This window comes from Aestuariivirga sp., from assembly GCF_041738905.1.
GTDB lineage: Bacteria > Pseudomonadota > Alphaproteobacteria > Rhizobiales > Aestuariivirgaceae > Aestuariivirga.
Window position 1 is genome coordinate 1 of record NZ_JBGSOZ010000178.1, and the last position, 15,267, is coordinate 15,267.

A 15,267-nucleotide genomic window follows, 5' to 3' on the forward strand; every position below is an offset into this window, starting at 1 on the left:
AGCCGGTGGCCGCGTCTCCTGGGGCAGCGTCCCGGGCTACATCATCGCCCAGCTCGCCGGCGGCATCGCGGGCGCGGTCGTGCTCTATCTCATCGCCAGCGGCAAGGCGGGCTTCGAGATCGGCGGCTTCGCGTCCAATGGTTATGGCGAGCGTTCGCCCGGCGGCTATTCGATGGGCTCAGCCTTCATCGCCGAAGTCGTGCTGACAGCCATGTTCCTGGTGGTTATCCTCGGCACCACCCACAAGAACGCGCCGGCCGGCTTCGCGCCGATCGCCATCGGCCTCGCGCTGACGCTGATCCACCTGATCTCGATCCCGGTGACCAACACCTCGGTGAACCCGGCCCGCTCCACCGCCGTGGCGCTCTTCGCTGGCGGCGGCGCGATCACCCAGCTCTGGCTGTTCTGGGTCGCTCCCATCATCGGCGCCGTCATCGGTGCCGTGATCCACAAGTCTCTGCTGTCCGACGACTGATATCTCGGACATCTGAGGGGGCGGGGGCGGGTTCGCAGGATCCCGCCCTTTTTTATGAGTAGGAGGGCTGATGACAGGTTAGTCCTGCTGACCCAAAGCGTGACTTGACCGGCGTGCTCCGAGGCGCAATCATTCGTCAAACAAGAACACGCGAGGCCTCGAAAACTGATGCCGCCGACGCAAGCCAGAACCGCCTGATCCCATCCCCTGCAAAGCAAATGGCAGGCGGTCAGCTCCTACATCATTGACGATCTGGCCGCGTCACGCGGCATTCGCTCAAGAGAAACGGGCAAAGTGCAGGATGCACGGACAGGCCCCGCGAGGTTCACCCCCTCCGGGGTCTTCTTCTTTGCTACCGCGTGACGATCAGCAGCGCCGCATAGGCAAGCGCGCCGCCCGCGAAGGCGAGCGCCACGAGAAATGTGAGCAGGAACTGACTGGTCATGACTCCGCCACGAACGCCTCCGTGGGCGCCGGGAGACCTTGTGGCACAGCGCCCGCTGCAGCGGGAGCACCCTGTACGGGAGGGCGAGAAGTCTGCTAGATTCGTCCGATGATCGCCATGACCCGCAGACGCACAGCGCAACTGCTCATCGCGATGATGTTCCTCACCCCGGCGCATGCGGATGAGGATGAGGCAAGGCCCGCCTATGTGACGGGGCTCGAGGCGCAGTTCGGCGGGCTAGCGTCCGCGGGCTTCGGCAGCGCGGTGTTCTCCACCAAGCTCGCGGCGGCAGCGGAACTGGAGGACGAGGCAAAGCGCCGCTACCGGGAATTCACCGGCGAACTCTGGGACCGTTGGGGCGAGGCTGCTTGGATGGGGACGTGGCGGCTTGTCGCCACGCGTGACAAGGATCAGCCCGTCGCGGACCTGCTGCGCGAGTTGACCGATCGCGAGATCCGAAGCAGCGCCGGGGCCATGATGGACGGCATCGACGACCCGGCCGCAGCCGGACAAGCACTGGCCGCCGCCTTCGACGGCCCGGCGGTCGAAACCCTGCAGGTCTACAGCATCGGCGACGGCGCCCAGATGTCAGGCCTGATCATCGCTGCGCGCAGGGCCAACGGCGAGGTAACAGTTCTGGTGTTTCTGCTCGACTAGCCGGGCCTCTGACTAACTCTACTCAAGCCGCGCGGGGAACCCTTCAGCGCGAAGGTCCGTGTGCAGAAGATCTTCCAGCAGCTGGGCGATCTGGGTCGATTGCGCCGTGCCGCCGTAAGCCGCCTTGCCCTTCATGAATGTCTGGTTGGTGAGGGAGGCCAGGTCCAGCGGCACGCCGAATTCCTTGCCGAAGTTCATGGCGAAGCCAAGGTCCTTCAGTGCCAGGTCCATGGTGAAGGCGATGTCGTAGCTGCCATTGAGGATCAGCTGGCCCTCGGTCTCGTGCACGAAGCTGGTGCCGGATGACGCAGTGATGGCGGCCCAAGCCTGGCCTAAGTCAAGCCCGCCGCGCTTTGCCAGCATCAGGGCTTCGGCATCCGCCACCAGATGGATGAAGGCCAGCATGTTGGTGATGACCTTGATGACGGCAGCAGAGCCAATGGGGCCCATGTGGAAAATCTTGTTACCGATGGACTGAAGTGCTGGCGTGTGAAGCTCGAACAGGTCCTTTTCGCCGCCCACCAGAACCGTGATCTCGCCACGCGCCGCAAGATGCACGCCACCGGTGACGGGCGCCTCCAGCACGCGAATGCCCTTGGCTTCCGCCATCGCCGCCAGCCGCTTCATCTCGTCCCGGCCATTGGTGGAATTCTCGATCCAGGTGCCGCCGGGCTTGAGTCCATCAAGGATTTGCACCAGCACCTTTTCCGACACGGTGGGTGATGGCAGGCAGGTGAAGACATGATCGACTTGCGCGGCGAGATCCTTGGGCGACGCGGCGAGGGTCGCTCCCGCCTTGACGTGCCGCTCGGCCAGCATGGGGTCGAGATCGTAGACCGTGACCTTGTAGCCCTTCCTGATGAGGCTCATGGCGATATGCCCGCCGAGATTGCCGAGGCCGATGTAACCGTAATGCATTTATCTCACCACGTGGTTGGTCATTTCGAGATGCAGCTTGGTGCCGGTGTAAGGATGCGCCAGCGCCACCTCTTCGTTGAGTTCGACGCCGAGGCCCGGTTCCGTTGGCGGGATCACGTAGCCGTCTTCCCACTTGATCGGCTTCTTCAGGAGCTTCGTGTAGAAGCCACCGAATTGCTCGATCGACTCGAGGATGAGGAAGTTGGGCAGCGACGTGCCATAGTGGATGTTGGCGGCGGCCTCGATGGGGCCGGCATAGAGATGGGGTGCGATCTGCGCGTAGAAGACTTCCGCCATGCCGGCGATCTTCTTCGCTTCCCAGATGCCGCCGACGCGGCCCAGTGCCATTTGCAGGATCGAGGCGGCGCGAAGTTCCAGCACGCGGCCGAACTCATACTTTGTGGTGAGCCGTTCGCCGGTGGCGACCGGGATCGACGTACCGCGCGCCACGAGTGCCATTTCTTCCGGCCGGTCCGGCGGGGTCGGCTCCTCGAACCACAGCGGATTATACTTTTCAATCTGCTTGGCAAAGCGGATGGCGCCAGATGCCGTGAACTGGCCATGCGTGCCGAACAGCAGGTCGGCCTTGTCGCCCACGGCTTCGCGGATGAGGCGGCAGAAGCGTGTGCAAAGCTCGATCGATTCCAGCGAAGGCTGACGCGGGTCGAAGGCGGAATAGGGCGCCGCCGGGTCGAACTTGATGGCGGTGAAACCTTGCCTCACATACTCCGCCGCGCGTTCCGCACTCTGCTCGGCATTCCAGTAGATCGAATCGTCCTGGCCCTTGGAGATGTCGGGATAGATGTAGGTGTAGGAGCGGAGCTTCTCCTGAACGCGGCCGCCCAGCAATTCATAAACGGGCTTGTTCACCGACTTGCCGATGATGTCCCACAGCGCGATCTCGATTCCTGACAATACGCCCATCAGCGAAACGTCAGGCCTCTGCGTGAAGCCCGAGCCATAGACCTTGCGCCACAGGTCCTCGATGTGGAACGGGTCTATGCCCTCGACATAGCGGCCAAAGGTGTCTTCGATCATCGTGGTCATGGCCTTGGGGCCGAACGTGGCGCAGTAGCACTCGCCGATGCCTTCGATGCCATTGTCGGTGGTGAGCTTCACGAAGGTGAAGTAGCGCCCGCCCCAGCCCGGCGGCGGATTGCCGACGATGAAGACTTTGAGGTCCTTGATTTTCATGGAATTCACCCTCCCGAGATGCCTGCTTCTAGCAAATCCGCCACAAGCGGCACGATGAAATTTTCTAACGGGTGTTGAAGCGAGAGCACTTGTTTCCATCACTGGAGAGGGAGCAAAAGAGGTACTACCTCACCATGCGGGGCTCCGAAAAGTGCAATTCGATTACATCATCGTGGGTGCCGGTTCGGCCGGCTGTGTGCTGGCGGACCGGCTGACTGCCACAGGCAGGCACCGCGTGCTGCTTTTGGAAGCCGGCGGCGACGATCGCCGCTTCTTCGTCCAGATGCCGCTCGGCTATGGCAAGACCTTCTACGACAAGTCCTGCAACTGGATGTACCAGGCCGAGCCCGACCCGGGCCTTAACGGCCAGCGCGACTATTGTCCGCGCGGAAAGATCCTTGGCGGATCATCCTCGATCAACGCCATGGTCTACATTCGTGGGCAGGCCCAGGATTATGAGGACTGGAAGGCCGCCGGCAACACGGGCTGGGGCTGGGACGATGTGCTGCCCGTCTATCTGAAGATGGAGGACTATGCGGCGGGCGATCCCAAGCTTCGTGGCCGCGGCGGCCCGGTTCACATCACCGATCTGGGGGCTGACGCTCACTCGCTCTGCCAGCCTTTCCTCGACGCGGCGCAGGCTGCGGGCCTCAGCTACACGCCCGACTTCAACGGCGCGCGGCAGGAGGGTGTCGGTCTGTATCAGTTCACCACTAAGGGCGGGCGGCGGCTTTCCGCGGCGCGTGCCTTCCTGAGGCCCGCGATGAAGCGCAAGAACCTGCGCGTCGAGACATTGGCGCAGGTGACGCGCATTGTCTTTGAGGGCGCCCGCGCAACCGGTGTCGAATACAGGCAACGCGGCCAGACGCTGAAGGCAAGCGCTCATGAAGTGATCGTTGCGGGTGGTGCGATCAATTCGCCCCAGCTCTTGCAACTCTCCGGCATCGGGCCCGGCGCGCTGCTGCAATCCCTCGGCATTGGTGTCCTGCGCGACAACCCCAATGTCGGGGCCCGCATGCAGGACCATCACGGCATCAACTACACATGGTGCATGAAGGTGCCGACGCTGAACGACGCGCTTCGCCCCTGGTGGGGCAAGCTCCGCGCCGGGATGCAGTATATCCTCACACAAAGAGGGCCGCTGTCGCTCAGCGTCAACCAAGGCGGCGGCTTCTTCCGCACGTCACCCGATCTCGAACGCCCCAACATGCAGCTTTACATGCAGGCCTTCTCGACCCTGATCCCGAAGGAAGGCGAGCGCCCCTTGCTCACGCCCGATCCGTTTCCGGGCCTGTCGCTGGGCCTCTCCAATTGCAGGCCCACCAGCACCGGCGAAGTGATGATCAGGTCGGGCGATCCCTTCGTGCACCCGAAGATATCGTTCAACGTCTATTCGACAGAGAACGATGTTGCGGAGATGCTGGCTGCGGTGAAGTTCCTGCGGGTGATCGCCGCGCAGGAGCCGCTGAGATCGCTGATGGCCGAGGAACTGCGGCCCGGGCCTGCGGTGACGAGCGATGACGAACTGATCAAGGACTTCCGCCAGCGCAGCGGCACAGTCTATCACCAGTCCTGTACCTGCCGCATGGGGCCTGATGCAGCCACGTCCGTCGTCGATCCGCGCCTTCGCGTGCACGGCATTCAGGGCTTGCGCGTCTGCGATGCGTCCGTCTTCCCCAATCTCGTTGCGGGCAACACCAACGCGCCCTCGATGATGGTGGGCTGGCGCGGTGCCGATATCATCCTGGAAGATGCCGGGGGCTAATGCTTCGTGCCTGCGGGCCGGGCGAAATTGTACCACAGGCGATAGGCCTCCAGCAGCACGAGCGGCAGAAAGTGCACATAGACCGGCGTGTGGTCGAGCTTGATCCAGAACCAGTGAAGTGCCGCCGTCACCGCCGCCACATAGGCAAGGCGTTGCGCGGTCTTCCACCACAGCCCGAGCGCATGCACCGCGCGGTCGTTGCTGATGAGGGTGAGCACCAGCATGGCCGCGAGGGCGAGCCAGCCCATGATGTATTCCACGAACTGCATCTCGTAGAGAATGACGTTGATGTTGGACTGCCGCACCACATAGACGCTTAAGTGAAGGGCGGCATAGAGGAAGGCCGCAAGGCCGAGGTCGCGGCGGCGCTTGAACAGCCACATGGGCCAGTGGGGTCCCATGCCGGACTGCTTCATCAGCAGGCGCAATGGTGTTACGGCGAGCGTCACGACCAGCATCCGCACGGCCCATTCGCCCGAGGCTTCGAGAACGTGGCCGAGGCTGGCATGGATGATAAAGTACTGGAAGAACATGCCGAGTGCTGGGATGGCGAGGAGGCACCGGAACGCCCACCGCGAGTCGATCAGTGTACGGAGCATATCAGATCACCTTGCCGGGATTGAGAATGCCGCGTGGATCGAGCGCCTGCTTGAGGCACCGCATCAGGGCCAGTTCCTGCGGGCTACGCGACAGGTGAAGATAGGGCCTTTTCAGCGTTCCAACGCCGTGCTCGGCCGAAATCGAGCCGCCATAGTCCTTGAGCACGCCATAGACGATATCGTCGACGTCATGCATGTCCTCGCCCGGCCCATATTCGACCGAAAAGCAGATATGCACGTTGCTGTCGCCGACGTGTCCATAGAAGGAAACATGCGAGGCCGACCACCGGGCGTGAAGTGCCGCGGAACATTCGACTGCGTAGTCACCGATCCGTGCGATGGGCAGGCTCACGTCGAAGTTCAGGAGGTTCGGCAGCGTCTCGATCGGGTGGCCCTCGCGCACTGACCATATCTCGCGGGCCTGCGCGTGCGACTGCGCGATGAGCGCGTCCTGCAGCAACCCATCCTCAAGGCATTCGCCAAGGAAGCTCTCCATGGCATCTCCCTTCGCCGTGCTCTCAAGGATGACCCAGAAGGGATGCGCCTCCGCGAAGAAGGAGAGTTTTAGTGCGCTGGCGGTGAACTCGAAATACTCCCGCCACATGGCCTCGAAGGCAACCACGCCACCGAGTTCCCCTTGCGCGCGGCGGAGCAGTTTCACCACGTCTTCGTATGTGGAAACCGCACAGAGCACCGTGGTGATTTCGCCGGTTGGAGGATGCAGCCGAAGCACAGCGCGGGTGATGATGCCGAGCGTGCCTTCCGAACCGATGAACAGATGCTTGAGGTCATAGCCCGCATTGTTCTTCAGCATCTTGTTCATCGTGGACACGATCGTGCCGTCGGCCAGAACGGCTTCCAGACCCAGCACCTGTTCGCGCGCCATGCCATAGCGGATGACGCGGATGCCGCCGGCATTGGTCGAGAGATTACCGCCGATCTGCGCCGAACCACGCGAACCAAGGTCCAGCGCGAGGAATAGTCCCGCGTCGTCTGCTGCCGTCTGGCATTCCTCCAGCGGCGTTCCGGCCCTTACGGTCATAGTGGCCGATGCCGTGTCGATCTCCTCGATGCCGCGGATGAGCTCGAGGCTGATGACGATTTCGTTGCCGGACGGATTGCCGCCACCCGCAAGCCCCGTCATGCCGCCCTGCGCAATGACAGGCGTGCCCGCCGCGTGGCAGAGCTTCAGGATGGTAGAGACCTCCTCGATCGTCCGTGGACGGACGACGGCCAGCGGCGGCGCCGTACCCGTGGTGCTCATGTCCGACACATGACGCCCGCCGATGTCCTTGCCGTCGAGAACAGCGGCTTCGCCCAGACGCGCGCGCAGCTCGGCGATCAGATTCATACCGACTTCGTCGACCCGCCATCAATGCGGATCATCTGGCCCGTGACATAGGAGGCCCTGGGGCTGACAAGAAAGGCGGCGACGGCGGCGAATTCCCTTGGGTCGCCATAGCGGCCCACCGGAATCTGTGCGGAGGATTCGGCTACGACCTGCTCCACAAGCACGCCACGCGCTTCCGCTTCCCGCGCATTCATGGTGTCGATGCGTTCGGTTGCGAAGCTGCCGGGCAGCAGCATGTTGATGGTGACGCCGTCGCGCGCAACCTCTGCCGACAAGGTCTTCATCCAGCCCGCAAGTGCAGCCCGGAGCGAGTTCGAAATGGCGAGGCCCGCAATGGGCTCGACAATAGAGGTCGATGCAACCGACAGGATGCGGCCGAAGCCATTGACCCGCATCCGTGGCAGCAGGGCCTCGGTGAGGCGCATCTGGTTCAGCACCATCGTCTCGAACTGCTTGCGCCAGAGGTCAGGCTCGACCTTCGTCACATCGACTGGCGGCGGGCCGCCGGAGTTGTTGACCAGAATGTCCGGCGGGCCGAAGTGTTCAAGCGCCGCCTTGACCTGTTCCCAGTCGCCCATGTCGGCGGGCAGGGCAACGGCTGCAAGTCCCTTGGTGGCAAAGTCCTGCACGTGGACGTCAAGCTTGGCCTTGTTTCGCGCCAGCAGACCGACTTTGCAGCCTTCCGCGGCCAGCGCCTTCGCAATCGCCAGGCCAAGACCCTGGCTTGCACCACAGACGAGGGCAGTCTTGTCCTTGAGGTCGAGGTTCATGGGCCTCAGTTCATCCGCTTTTGAGCTGCGATGCAAGATGGCGTGCGGCCATTACGGCCGTCGAGAAACTCGCCTGCAGCAGATAGCCGCCGGTAGGGGCCTCCCAGTCCAGCATCTCGCCCACGGCATAGCATCCCGGCATCTTCTTCAGCTGGAAGTAGGCATCCACTTCATCGAGCGCGATGCCGCCAGCCGATGAAATGGCCCGCATCAGTCCCGCAGGCCGCTCAAGCTTCAGCGGCATGGCCTTGATGCCGGCTGCGTCTGGCGCGGTTCCTGTTTCCCGCAGCAGGTTGATGGCGACGGGAGAAAGCCCGGCGATCTTGCGGAGATAATTCGATTGCGAGTCCTTGCCGCGTGGCCGCGTCAGGCGTTGTGCCAATGCCTCGACGGTGAGATCGGGACGGAAGTCGATCACCACAGGCTGGCCCGGATGCTCGCGCAGTCCCTTGGAAAGCGCATAGATGGCGCCGCCCTCGATGCCTTCTTGCGAGATCATCAGTTCGCCTCGCACGCGCTTGCCTGCATAGGTGAGAGCCACGTTCTTCACAGGCGTTCCGGCAAACTTGTCGCGGAAGATCTTCGACCAGTGAACGAGGAAGCGGCTGTTGGCCGGCTTGAAGGCGTTGACCTCGATGCCCGCCGCTTGCAGCACCGGAACCCACTTGGCATCCGAACCCAGATGCGGCCAACTCGCACCGCCCAGCGCGAGGATGGTCGGCGTACCGTCGAAGCCCTCCCAGCGTGAGCGGGTGACGAGTTTCACGCCAATGCCCTCAAGCCGCCTCAGCCAGGCGCGCAACAGGGGCGAGGCTTTCATCTGCTTCGGAAACACGCGGCCCGACGAGCCGACGAAGGTTTCCACACCGAGCCCATTGGCCCAAGCGATGAGGGCTTCAGGTGGGAAGGCATGGATCGCGGGCTCCAGCAGCGGCCGTGCCTCGCCATAGCGTTCGAGGAACTGCTCCAGTGGTTCCGAATGCGTGAGGTTCAACCCGCCGCGTCCCGCCAGCAGGAACTTGCGGGCCGGTGCAGCCATGTGGTCGTGAATGGTGACGGTGATGCCGGCTTGCGCCAGGACCTCTGCCGCCATGAGGCCCGCCGGCCCCGCACCGATAACCTGAACAGTATGTGGCAATCCCTATCCTTCGCCGTGTCAGAGAAACATGCGTAGCCAATAGGCCATTTCCACAGGACTTGCCAAACTTCTGTTCGCTGCGCGTGCTGCGCCTTGCTCAGGCAGGTTCGCCGCCGAGGACTTCCCAGAAATCGGCGCGGAGATTGTGGTGCGGGAAGGCCGTCGCTGGCACCGTCACGCCGAGGAACCTGCACAGCGGCTCCCAGCCTTCGGCGGCATCTAACACCAGCAGCCGGCCAACGGGAATCGTGTTGCGGACCTGTTCATTGTGCCGGTTGTAAGCTCCGATGCATGTCTCCCGGTCGAGAGTCTTGCCGCTGAAAACAGTATCGCCGACCATCTGCTTCCAGGCTCCCAGTATGGCGTTTATATGCGGCGGCAATGGAAGCTGTGTATAGGTGTTCATCAACTTGCCGATAGTCCTGGAATAGCTGTTCCACCAGCTTTCGGCGGGCCGCTGCGTGTGGATGACCTTGGCCTCCGGATAGGCAGCGGAGAGTTCACGCCACACATGGGCGCCGGGCCAGTCGACCTGCGACCTGTAACCGTCAAACACCTCGTTCCAGTCGACCGCCTTGCCAGATGCTATCGCCTGCCAATGGGCGACCTGCTCCGGGTGCGTGACGATCTCGTGCATGTGATGACACGGCCCAAAGCCAAGTTGTTCGAGAGCTTCCTTCAGGGACTTCGTGCCAGTCCGGCCAAACCCGGAACCAATTACTGCCAACGTCATTGCTGTTGCTCCCAAATGTTCAGACCCCGGGCGAAACCTGCGCCCGGGGCTGGGAAAACACAACAGACCGGGGGTTGGAAGAGTCTCCTACGCCGCCTCTCGGTTCAACGGCTGGCACATGCAATGGACGCCGCCGCCGGCCTGCAGGAACATGGTCATGTCCGGGTCATAGACCGTGAATCCTGCGGCGCGCATGTTGGCGTTGAGGTCCTTCGCGGCGGTGGTCGACAGGATCCGGTCGTTGCCGAGCGTCACCACGTTGCAGCCCAGGGCCATGGTTTCCTTGAAGCTCGCCGGAATGATCTCGATCTTCTTCGACTTCAGCCACGCGATAACGTCGTCTTCCGTGGTTTCGAGGCACACTGCCGCACAGTTCTCGTTCAGCATGCAGACCATGAGGTCGATGTGGACATAGAACTGGTCGATCGGCGCGTACTTGATTTCCCAGCCCTCCTTGAGGAACCATTCAGCCGCCTGCCGGGCCGCCACCTCTTCCGTCCGGTGATCGGTGTAGCCGACGAGTGCCAGTCCATCGCGCAGGATGTTGAAGTCGCCGCCCTCGAAATTGCCGGCCGAAATCATGTCGTAGATCGGAATGTTGTTCTCGAGATAGAACCGCAGCACGGCGGCATATTCACCACGGCGGCGCGGGTTGGCGAGCTGGCAGATGACTGCGCCATAGGGCGACATGAATGACGAGTCGCGCGCATAGACCTGATAGGGGTTGGTCATGTCCAGTGGCAGGAAATGGGTGGTGACGCCTGCCTGGTTATAGGCATCGACCATCTCGCGGTGCTGGCGCATCGCCACCTGCTTGTCGAACTTGTAGCCCTTGCGCATCGTGTCGCGAACCAGCGACGACCATTGGGCGTTTTCCAATCCCATCCAGCGGAAGCTCTCGGCGGGTCCGAGAAGAACGTCCTTGAGCGGTCCCGTCTCGGACCTGATCTGCCAGCGGCCCTTCATCTTCGGCGTATTGCCATTTTCGAGGCGCGCGCGCAGCGGCGTGTTGGTCTGGCTCATGGTCGTCGATCTCCCTGAATGTGTGGGCAGAGACTAGGGCAGGGCAACCCGTCCCGCCATACCGCAACCGGGTTATGTATCCGCGTCATCAATTACAGCAAGTGGATGAACATACACAACCTAGAATATGTAAGTTTTACCATATTGAAATAATTTGTGAAAAATGGCCACATGGGAGGCCGTGAAAGAGCCACCGAAAATGTAACTCGCTATAAGGTTGTATAAGCATGAGTCGGATTGACCCCAATGAGTTTCGCTTTCCGCCTGAGCCCGAAGTGCAGGAACTCTGGAAAAAAGTGTACCCGAACATTGCGAAATACTTCAGCTATCCCGAATGGCCGAAAGCGAACGCCAACCCGCATGAGAACACCGATATCTCCGTGATCGACGGTGAAGACCGGGGCATGTGAGCATGCATGATCGCGCTGGCTCAGGCCTGGCGCGACAGGAACCAGCGGAACAGTTCGGCCTGAGAGGACACGCCGAGCTTCTCGTAGATGTTTCGGCGGTGTACCCGGACAGTCTCACCAGAAATCTTCAGCACCTCGCCGATGGCGCGTGAGGAGTGGCCTTCCAGCATGAGGTTGACCACTTGCGCCTCGCGCTGCGTGAGGCCCGAGGGTTGCGCCTTGTCCGCGGCAGGCGAAGCTGCCGCTGATGCGATATGACGGCTGGCAAGCGGGCCCGCAATCTCAGTGTGGCGGGTGACGGCGGCGGAAAACAGTCCTATGGGCGCGGCGACCGAACGGGCCTCGGCCGCCGTGAAGCGCGGGCTGCCGGAACTGCGTGAGAACGACATGAAAACTGTCTCGCTGTCACTCGCCGGGATCAGCAGGCCGATCATGTCGTCCACCCCGATCAGTGCAAAGTAGCGGCGGTAATACTCGCTCTGGGTAAAGCCCTTCGGCGCGATGTCCATGATGCGGTCGACGCGCGGCCCCTTCAGCTTCTGCGCGGCGCGATAGAAGGGGCTCAGCGTATAGACGCCCGAGAGATAATCGCCATAAAGATAGGAGCGCTCGGCCGGCTTCAGCCTGTCGACCAGGACGGCGGGCGGTGCCGCGGGATGCAGGATCATGAGGGCCGCCGCGTCATGTGGCACCGTGGCACCAGCGGCCGCGACCAGCCGCTCCGGAAAGGCAGGCCGCCCGACTGCGAGGATGAGCTCCGCGATGCTGTCATTCCGGATCATGCTGTGCTCGCGGGCGAGTTTTCAAGGGGCGGGCGATTGGATTGACCGTGAGGATTTCAGTCCCTAGCTTGCCGCTCCGGACCAGATCATCGCCCAGCCTTGCCCTCGGCACAAGGCCGGGAGTACGCCCGAACGCCGCAAGGGATATTCGTGACGTGACACTTGCAAGGACACTGACGGGCATCGTGGCTGCCATCCTGCTGGCGTTGTCAGGCATGTCAGGCGACCTTGCCGCGCGTCCGAAGTCGCCCGGACAGGCCACGGCACCAGCGCCTAAGGCGATGCTGAAGGCCGGAACTCTGCTCAAGTACGACCGCATCAAGCTGCCTGCGCTCTATCGTGCGTCGGCGTGGCGCATCACCTATGTCACGCGCGACTATCGCATGCGGCCCACGCTCTCGACTGGCATCGTGGTGCTGCCCGACAAGGCGCCACGCGTTCCCATGGAGCGCCGCTTCGTCGCCTGGGCGCACCCAACGACCGGCATTGCGCGAAAATGCGCGCCGTCCCTGCGGGCATCTCCGATCAAGGCCATCGCCGGCCTCAACGATCTCGTGGCGGCGGGTGTCGTGGTCGCCGCGACGGACTATCCCGGCCTCGGCACCGATGGCCCCATGGGCTATCTCGTGGGGCGCGGCCAGGCTTTCGCGACCATCGACTCCGTGAGGGCCGCAAAGCAGATCCCCGGTGTGGGCGGCAGCAACGACTATGCGCTATGGGGCTATTCCCAAGGTGGCCACGCCGCGCTCTTCGCGGCTGAACTCTCACGCGGCTATGCGCCCGAACTGAAGCTCAAGGGAGTGGCAGCCATAGCGCCGCCCACCGACTTGCCAGCCCTTCTCCGTGCCAACGTGACCACGGTGGCGGGCCGCATCCTGGCATCCTTCACGTTGTCGTCGTGGAATGTAAAATACGGTGCCTCGTTGCGGACTCTCGTGGATACGCGCGGCGCGGCTGTCGTGAGTGAAGTCGGCCGCAGCTGCGTGGACGATCTCGGCGGCAAGCTCGATGCGCTGGCGGCCCAGAAGGGCCTCGAAAAGCAGTTCCTGAAAGCCGATCCCGCCCGGCTCAAGCCGTGGTCCGATCTGCTGGTGCAGAACTCGCTCTATGGCATGGGCTCGCGCGTTCCCGCACTGGTCATGCAGGGCGATGTGGATGACATCGTGCGGCCGCAGGTGACGGCACAATTCGTGCGGTCCAGCTGCCGGTCGGGCATCAACATGGAATATGTGGTGTTGAAGGGCAAAGGCCACGGAAGTTCGCTCGGAGCAGGGAGCAAGCAGGCAGTGGCATGGCTCTCCGCCCGGCTGCGCGGCGTTCCCGCGAGGAACAATTGCCGCTGAGGCTATTGGCCTTTCCACTTGATGGAGCAGCCCATGGAGGCAATTTGTTCGGCCGGTCCACGGCCCGTTTCGGCGACCTGCCGCAAGGCCTCGTAAAGGTCGCGGCGCGCATCCGGCACGAGGTCCTTGCGTGAGGCATCGAGGCGGCCGCGGTATTGCAGTTCGAGGCCTGCGTTGAAGCCGAAGAAATCCGGCGTGCAGACCGCGCCATAGGCCCGCGCCACGTCCTGCGATTCGTCGTAGAGATAGGGAAACGTGAAGCCGTGCCGGGCGGCGAAGGCCTTCATGTTGTCGAAGCTGTCGTCAGGTTCGTAAGCTGCATCGTTGGACGAGATGGCAACGGTGGCAATGCCCAGCTTCGCCAGGTCATTGGCATCGCGCACCAGACGGCCGATCACCGAAATCACATAGGGGCAATGGTTGCAGATGAAGGCGACCAGCGTGCCTTTCCCGCCCCTGAGCGACTGCAGGCTGTGGGTCCTGCCATCGACGCCGGGAAGCGAGAAGTCCGGCGCTTTCCAGCCGAAGTCGCAAAGCGGGGGAACAGCGGCCATGTCAGTAGGGCAGGTCGAAATATTCGGTAGCGGATATGGCGTAGAATTCGACCGCCGCATAGCGGCCCTGTCCCGCTGGATAGTCGGGGTGCGACTGGAGATGCCGCATGCCGATCCGTTTCGAGAGCTTTGCGGAAGCGGAATTGGGGCTCATTACCTTGCACCACACACGCTCGGCCTTCAGCCGGTCGAAGGCGAGGCCCAGAAGGGCCTGCGCGATCTCGGTGCCGAGACCCATGCGCCACATGGCGGGATGCAAGCCCCAGCCGATTTCAAGGGTCTTCGGGCGCTGCACGATCAGGAAGCCGTCACCGACGGCCTCGCCGCTCATCTTCTCTTCGGCGGCGAGATGGAACACGTTGCGGCGCTCATCGCCCTGGCGCGATACGGAGCGGTTGACGAAGGCCTTCACCTCCGCCTCGCTCGACAGCCGCATGGCGATGTGGCGCTGGTAGTTCTCCTGCATCATGAAGCCGCAAAACGGTTCGGCATCGCGCAACTCGATCTCGCGCAGGACCAGCGATTGGGTCTCGACGGCGGGGAGCCGCGTAAGGGTCGTCATTTTGCTGCCTCCTCCAGGCCCTGCGCCGGGCCGATTCACCACTGCAGGAATCCACGAAACCATGACCCAAGTGCGGCATCTGAATCAACATAATCGCACAAGTGGCCACCGGATGGAACTGCAAGCCACAAGCCTTGCCGCCTGACCCAGCGGTAGCCAAGTCCGGCAGAATGAACCTCTGTGTGGTGCGGTCTGTTGTGACCTGATCGCCAGACGCTGCCAGTCAGTTAACCCATGCACGCTGAAAGTGAGGGAACATGCAACTCCGCTCCTGCAAGTCTCTCCAAATCGTGCCATAATTCGCTTCTATGATTTGGCCTGACGCAAACGGTTGAAACCATGACACGTGCTGCCCTTCTTCTCGTTCCCATGTTCGCCATGCTTGCCGCTGCGCCAGCCGAAGCGAAAAGCAAGGCGTATTGCCGGCAGTGGGCGCAGGACGTGGCGGACCGCCGTGCCAATGGCGCCGATGTCGTCGCAGGTGCCGTGCTGGGTGCCGTCGGCGGCGCGATTTTGGGTGGTGCGATCGACGGGCGGAGCGGCGCGGG

16 protein-coding genes and 1 pseudogene are annotated in these 15,267 nt (G+C 62.7%); 6 read left to right on the forward strand and 11 right to left on the reverse strand.

The annotated features are described in order from the left end of the window. Both ACEW8Q_RS16780 and ACEW8Q_RS16785 read left to right on the forward strand, forming a co-directional pair. Positions 1 to 475 (forward strand): aquaporin (locus ACEW8Q_RS16780; protein WP_373505203.1); only part of this gene is annotated, 475 nt, incomplete at its 5' end. Positions 476 to 1,037: 562 nt separating this feature from the next. Then, a complete protein-coding gene (locus tag ACEW8Q_RS16785; protein WP_373505204.1) occupies positions 1,038 to 1,577 on the forward strand; it encodes a hypothetical protein in 540 nt (179 codons plus the stop codon). An 18-nt stretch (positions 1,578 to 1,595) separates the two neighbouring features. Here the strand turns inward: ACEW8Q_RS16785 and ACEW8Q_RS16790 are convergent, their stop codons facing one another. Next, positions 1,596 to 2,495, reverse strand: coding sequence for an NAD(P)-dependent oxidoreductase (locus ACEW8Q_RS16790; protein ID WP_373505205.1), 900 nt, complete (start codon positions 2,493 to 2,495; stop codon positions 1,596 to 1,598). Continuing rightward, positions 2,496 to 3,689, reverse strand: a complete 1,194-nt coding sequence (locus ACEW8Q_RS16795) for a mandelate racemase/muconate lactonizing enzyme family protein (protein WP_373505206.1) — start codon at positions 3,687 to 3,689, stop codon at positions 2,496 to 2,498. A 151-nt stretch (positions 3,690 to 3,840) separates the two neighbouring features. Between ACEW8Q_RS16795 and ACEW8Q_RS16800 the strand changes: the two genes are divergently transcribed. After that, complete coding sequence (locus ACEW8Q_RS16800; protein ID WP_373505207.1) at positions 3,841 to 5,454, forward strand: GMC family oxidoreductase; 1,614 nt, start codon at positions 3,841 to 3,843, stop codon at positions 5,452 to 5,454. Here the strand turns inward: ACEW8Q_RS16800 and ACEW8Q_RS16805 are convergent. The 6 genes from ACEW8Q_RS16805 to ACEW8Q_RS16830 form a co-directional block, all read right to left on the reverse strand. Further along, the gene (locus tag ACEW8Q_RS16805; protein WP_373505208.1) at positions 5,451 to 6,053 is read right to left on the reverse strand and encodes a sulfite oxidase heme-binding subunit YedZ; all 603 of its coding nucleotides are present in this window, start codon (positions 6,051 to 6,053) and stop codon (positions 5,451 to 5,453) included. The genes ACEW8Q_RS16800 and ACEW8Q_RS16805 overlap by 4 nt on opposite strands. Position 6,054: 1 nt before the next feature. Further along, positions 6,055 to 7,404, reverse strand: coding sequence for an FAD-binding oxidoreductase (locus ACEW8Q_RS16810; protein ID WP_373505209.1), 1,350 nt, complete (start codon positions 7,402 to 7,404; stop codon positions 6,055 to 6,057). Next, positions 7,401 to 8,174, reverse strand: a complete 774-nt coding sequence (locus ACEW8Q_RS16815; RefSeq protein WP_373505210.1) for an SDR family oxidoreductase — start codon at positions 8,172 to 8,174, stop codon at positions 7,401 to 7,403. The genes ACEW8Q_RS16810 and ACEW8Q_RS16815 overlap by 4 nt, the downstream gene beginning before the upstream one ends. Before the next feature lie 10 nt (positions 8,175 to 8,184). Then, on the reverse strand, positions 8,185 to 9,312 hold the full coding sequence (locus ACEW8Q_RS16820) for an NAD(P)/FAD-dependent oxidoreductase (protein ID WP_373505211.1): 1,128 nt from the start codon (positions 9,310 to 9,312) through the stop codon (positions 8,185 to 8,187). A gap of 97 nt (positions 9,313 to 9,409) precedes the next feature. Beyond that, the gene (locus ACEW8Q_RS16825) at positions 9,410 to 10,045 is read right to left on the reverse strand and encodes a sulfotransferase family protein (protein WP_373505212.1); all 636 of its coding nucleotides are present in this window, start codon (positions 10,043 to 10,045) and stop codon (positions 9,410 to 9,412) included. Between the two features lie 87 nt (positions 10,046 to 10,132). Beyond that, the gene (locus ACEW8Q_RS16830; protein WP_373505213.1) at positions 10,133 to 11,068 is read right to left on the reverse strand and encodes a dimethylarginine dimethylaminohydrolase family protein; all 936 of its coding nucleotides are present in this window, start codon (positions 11,066 to 11,068) and stop codon (positions 10,133 to 10,135) included. A 227-nt stretch (positions 11,069 to 11,295) separates the two neighbouring features. Between ACEW8Q_RS16830 and ACEW8Q_RS16835 the strand changes: the two genes are divergently transcribed. After that, positions 11,296 to 11,478: a hypothetical protein gene (locus tag ACEW8Q_RS16835; RefSeq protein WP_373505214.1), complete on the forward strand. Its 183-nt coding sequence runs from the start codon at positions 11,296 to 11,298 to the stop codon at positions 11,476 to 11,478. 20 nt (positions 11,479 to 11,498) lie between these two features. On the opposite strand, the gene ACEW8Q_RS16840 is transcribed toward ACEW8Q_RS16835, so the two are convergent. Further along, entirely contained in the window at positions 11,499 to 12,260 is a 762-nt protein-coding gene (locus tag ACEW8Q_RS16840; RefSeq protein ID WP_373505215.1) for a LuxR C-terminal-related transcriptional regulator, read from the reverse strand. Positions 12,261 to 12,415: 155 nt separating this feature from the next. Between ACEW8Q_RS16840 and ACEW8Q_RS16845 the strand changes: the two genes are divergently transcribed. Next, on the forward strand, positions 12,416 to 13,603 hold the full coding sequence (locus ACEW8Q_RS16845) for an alpha/beta fold hydrolase (protein WP_373505216.1): 1,188 nt from the start codon (positions 12,416 to 12,418) through the stop codon (positions 13,601 to 13,603). A 2-nt stretch (positions 13,604 to 13,605) separates the two neighbouring features. On the opposite strand, the gene ACEW8Q_RS16850 is transcribed toward ACEW8Q_RS16845, so the two are convergent. Further along, positions 13,606 to 14,157, reverse strand: a complete 552-nt coding sequence (locus tag ACEW8Q_RS16850) for a thioredoxin family protein (protein WP_373505217.1) — start codon at positions 14,155 to 14,157, stop codon at positions 13,606 to 13,608. Between the two features lies 1 nt (position 14,158). Next, positions 14,159 to 14,719, reverse strand: a complete 561-nt coding sequence (locus ACEW8Q_RS16855; RefSeq protein ID WP_373505218.1) for a GNAT family N-acetyltransferase — start codon at positions 14,717 to 14,719, stop codon at positions 14,159 to 14,161. 339 nt (positions 14,720 to 15,058) lie between these two features. On the opposite strand from ACEW8Q_RS16855, the pseudogene ACEW8Q_RS16860 reads away from it, so the two are divergent. Next, positions 15,059 to 15,267: pseudogene (locus ACEW8Q_RS16860) on the forward strand (hypothetical protein); the annotation flags it as partial.

Excerpts from the sequence above, each read along its gene's own strand:
- ACEW8Q_RS16785 (WP_373505204.1), top strand. The coding sequence starts at position 1,038 with ATGACCCGCAGACGCACAGCGCAACTGCTCATCGCGATGATGTTCCTC.
- ACEW8Q_RS16790 (WP_373505205.1), bottom strand. The coding sequence starts at position 2,495 with ATGCATTACGGTTACATCGGCCTCGGCAATCTCGGCGGGCATATCGCC.
- ACEW8Q_RS16795 (WP_373505206.1), bottom strand. The coding sequence starts at position 3,689 with ATGAAAATCAAGGACCTCAAAGTCTTCATCGTCGGCAATCCGCCGCCG.
- ACEW8Q_RS16805 (WP_373505208.1), bottom strand. The coding sequence starts at position 6,053 with ATGCTCCGTACACTGATCGACTCGCGGTGGGCGTTCCGGTGCCTCCTC.
- ACEW8Q_RS16810 (WP_373505209.1), bottom strand. The coding sequence starts at position 7,404 with ATGAATCTGATCGCCGAGCTGCGCGCGCGTCTGGGCGAAGCCGCTGTT.
- ACEW8Q_RS16815 (WP_373505210.1), bottom strand. The coding sequence starts at position 8,174 with ATGAACCTCGACCTCAAGGACAAGACTGCCCTCGTCTGTGGTGCAAGC.
- ACEW8Q_RS16825 (WP_373505212.1), bottom strand. The coding sequence starts at position 10,045 with ATGACGTTGGCAGTAATTGGTTCCGGGTTTGGCCGGACTGGCACGAAG.
- ACEW8Q_RS16830 (WP_373505213.1), bottom strand. The coding sequence starts at position 11,068 with ATGAGCCAGACCAACACGCCGCTGCGCGCGCGCCTCGAAAATGGCAAT.
- ACEW8Q_RS16835 (WP_373505214.1), top strand. The coding sequence starts at position 11,296 with ATGAGTCGGATTGACCCCAATGAGTTTCGCTTTCCGCCTGAGCCCGAA.
- ACEW8Q_RS16840 (WP_373505215.1), bottom strand. The coding sequence starts at position 12,260 with ATGATCCGGAATGACAGCATCGCGGAGCTCATCCTCGCAGTCGGGCGG.
- ACEW8Q_RS16850 (WP_373505217.1), bottom strand. The coding sequence starts at position 14,157 with ATGGCCGCTGTTCCCCCGCTTTGCGACTTCGGCTGGAAAGCGCCGGAC.
- ACEW8Q_RS16855 (WP_373505218.1), bottom strand. The coding sequence starts at position 14,719 with ATGACGACCCTTACGCGGCTCCCCGCCGTCGAGACCCAATCGCTGGTC.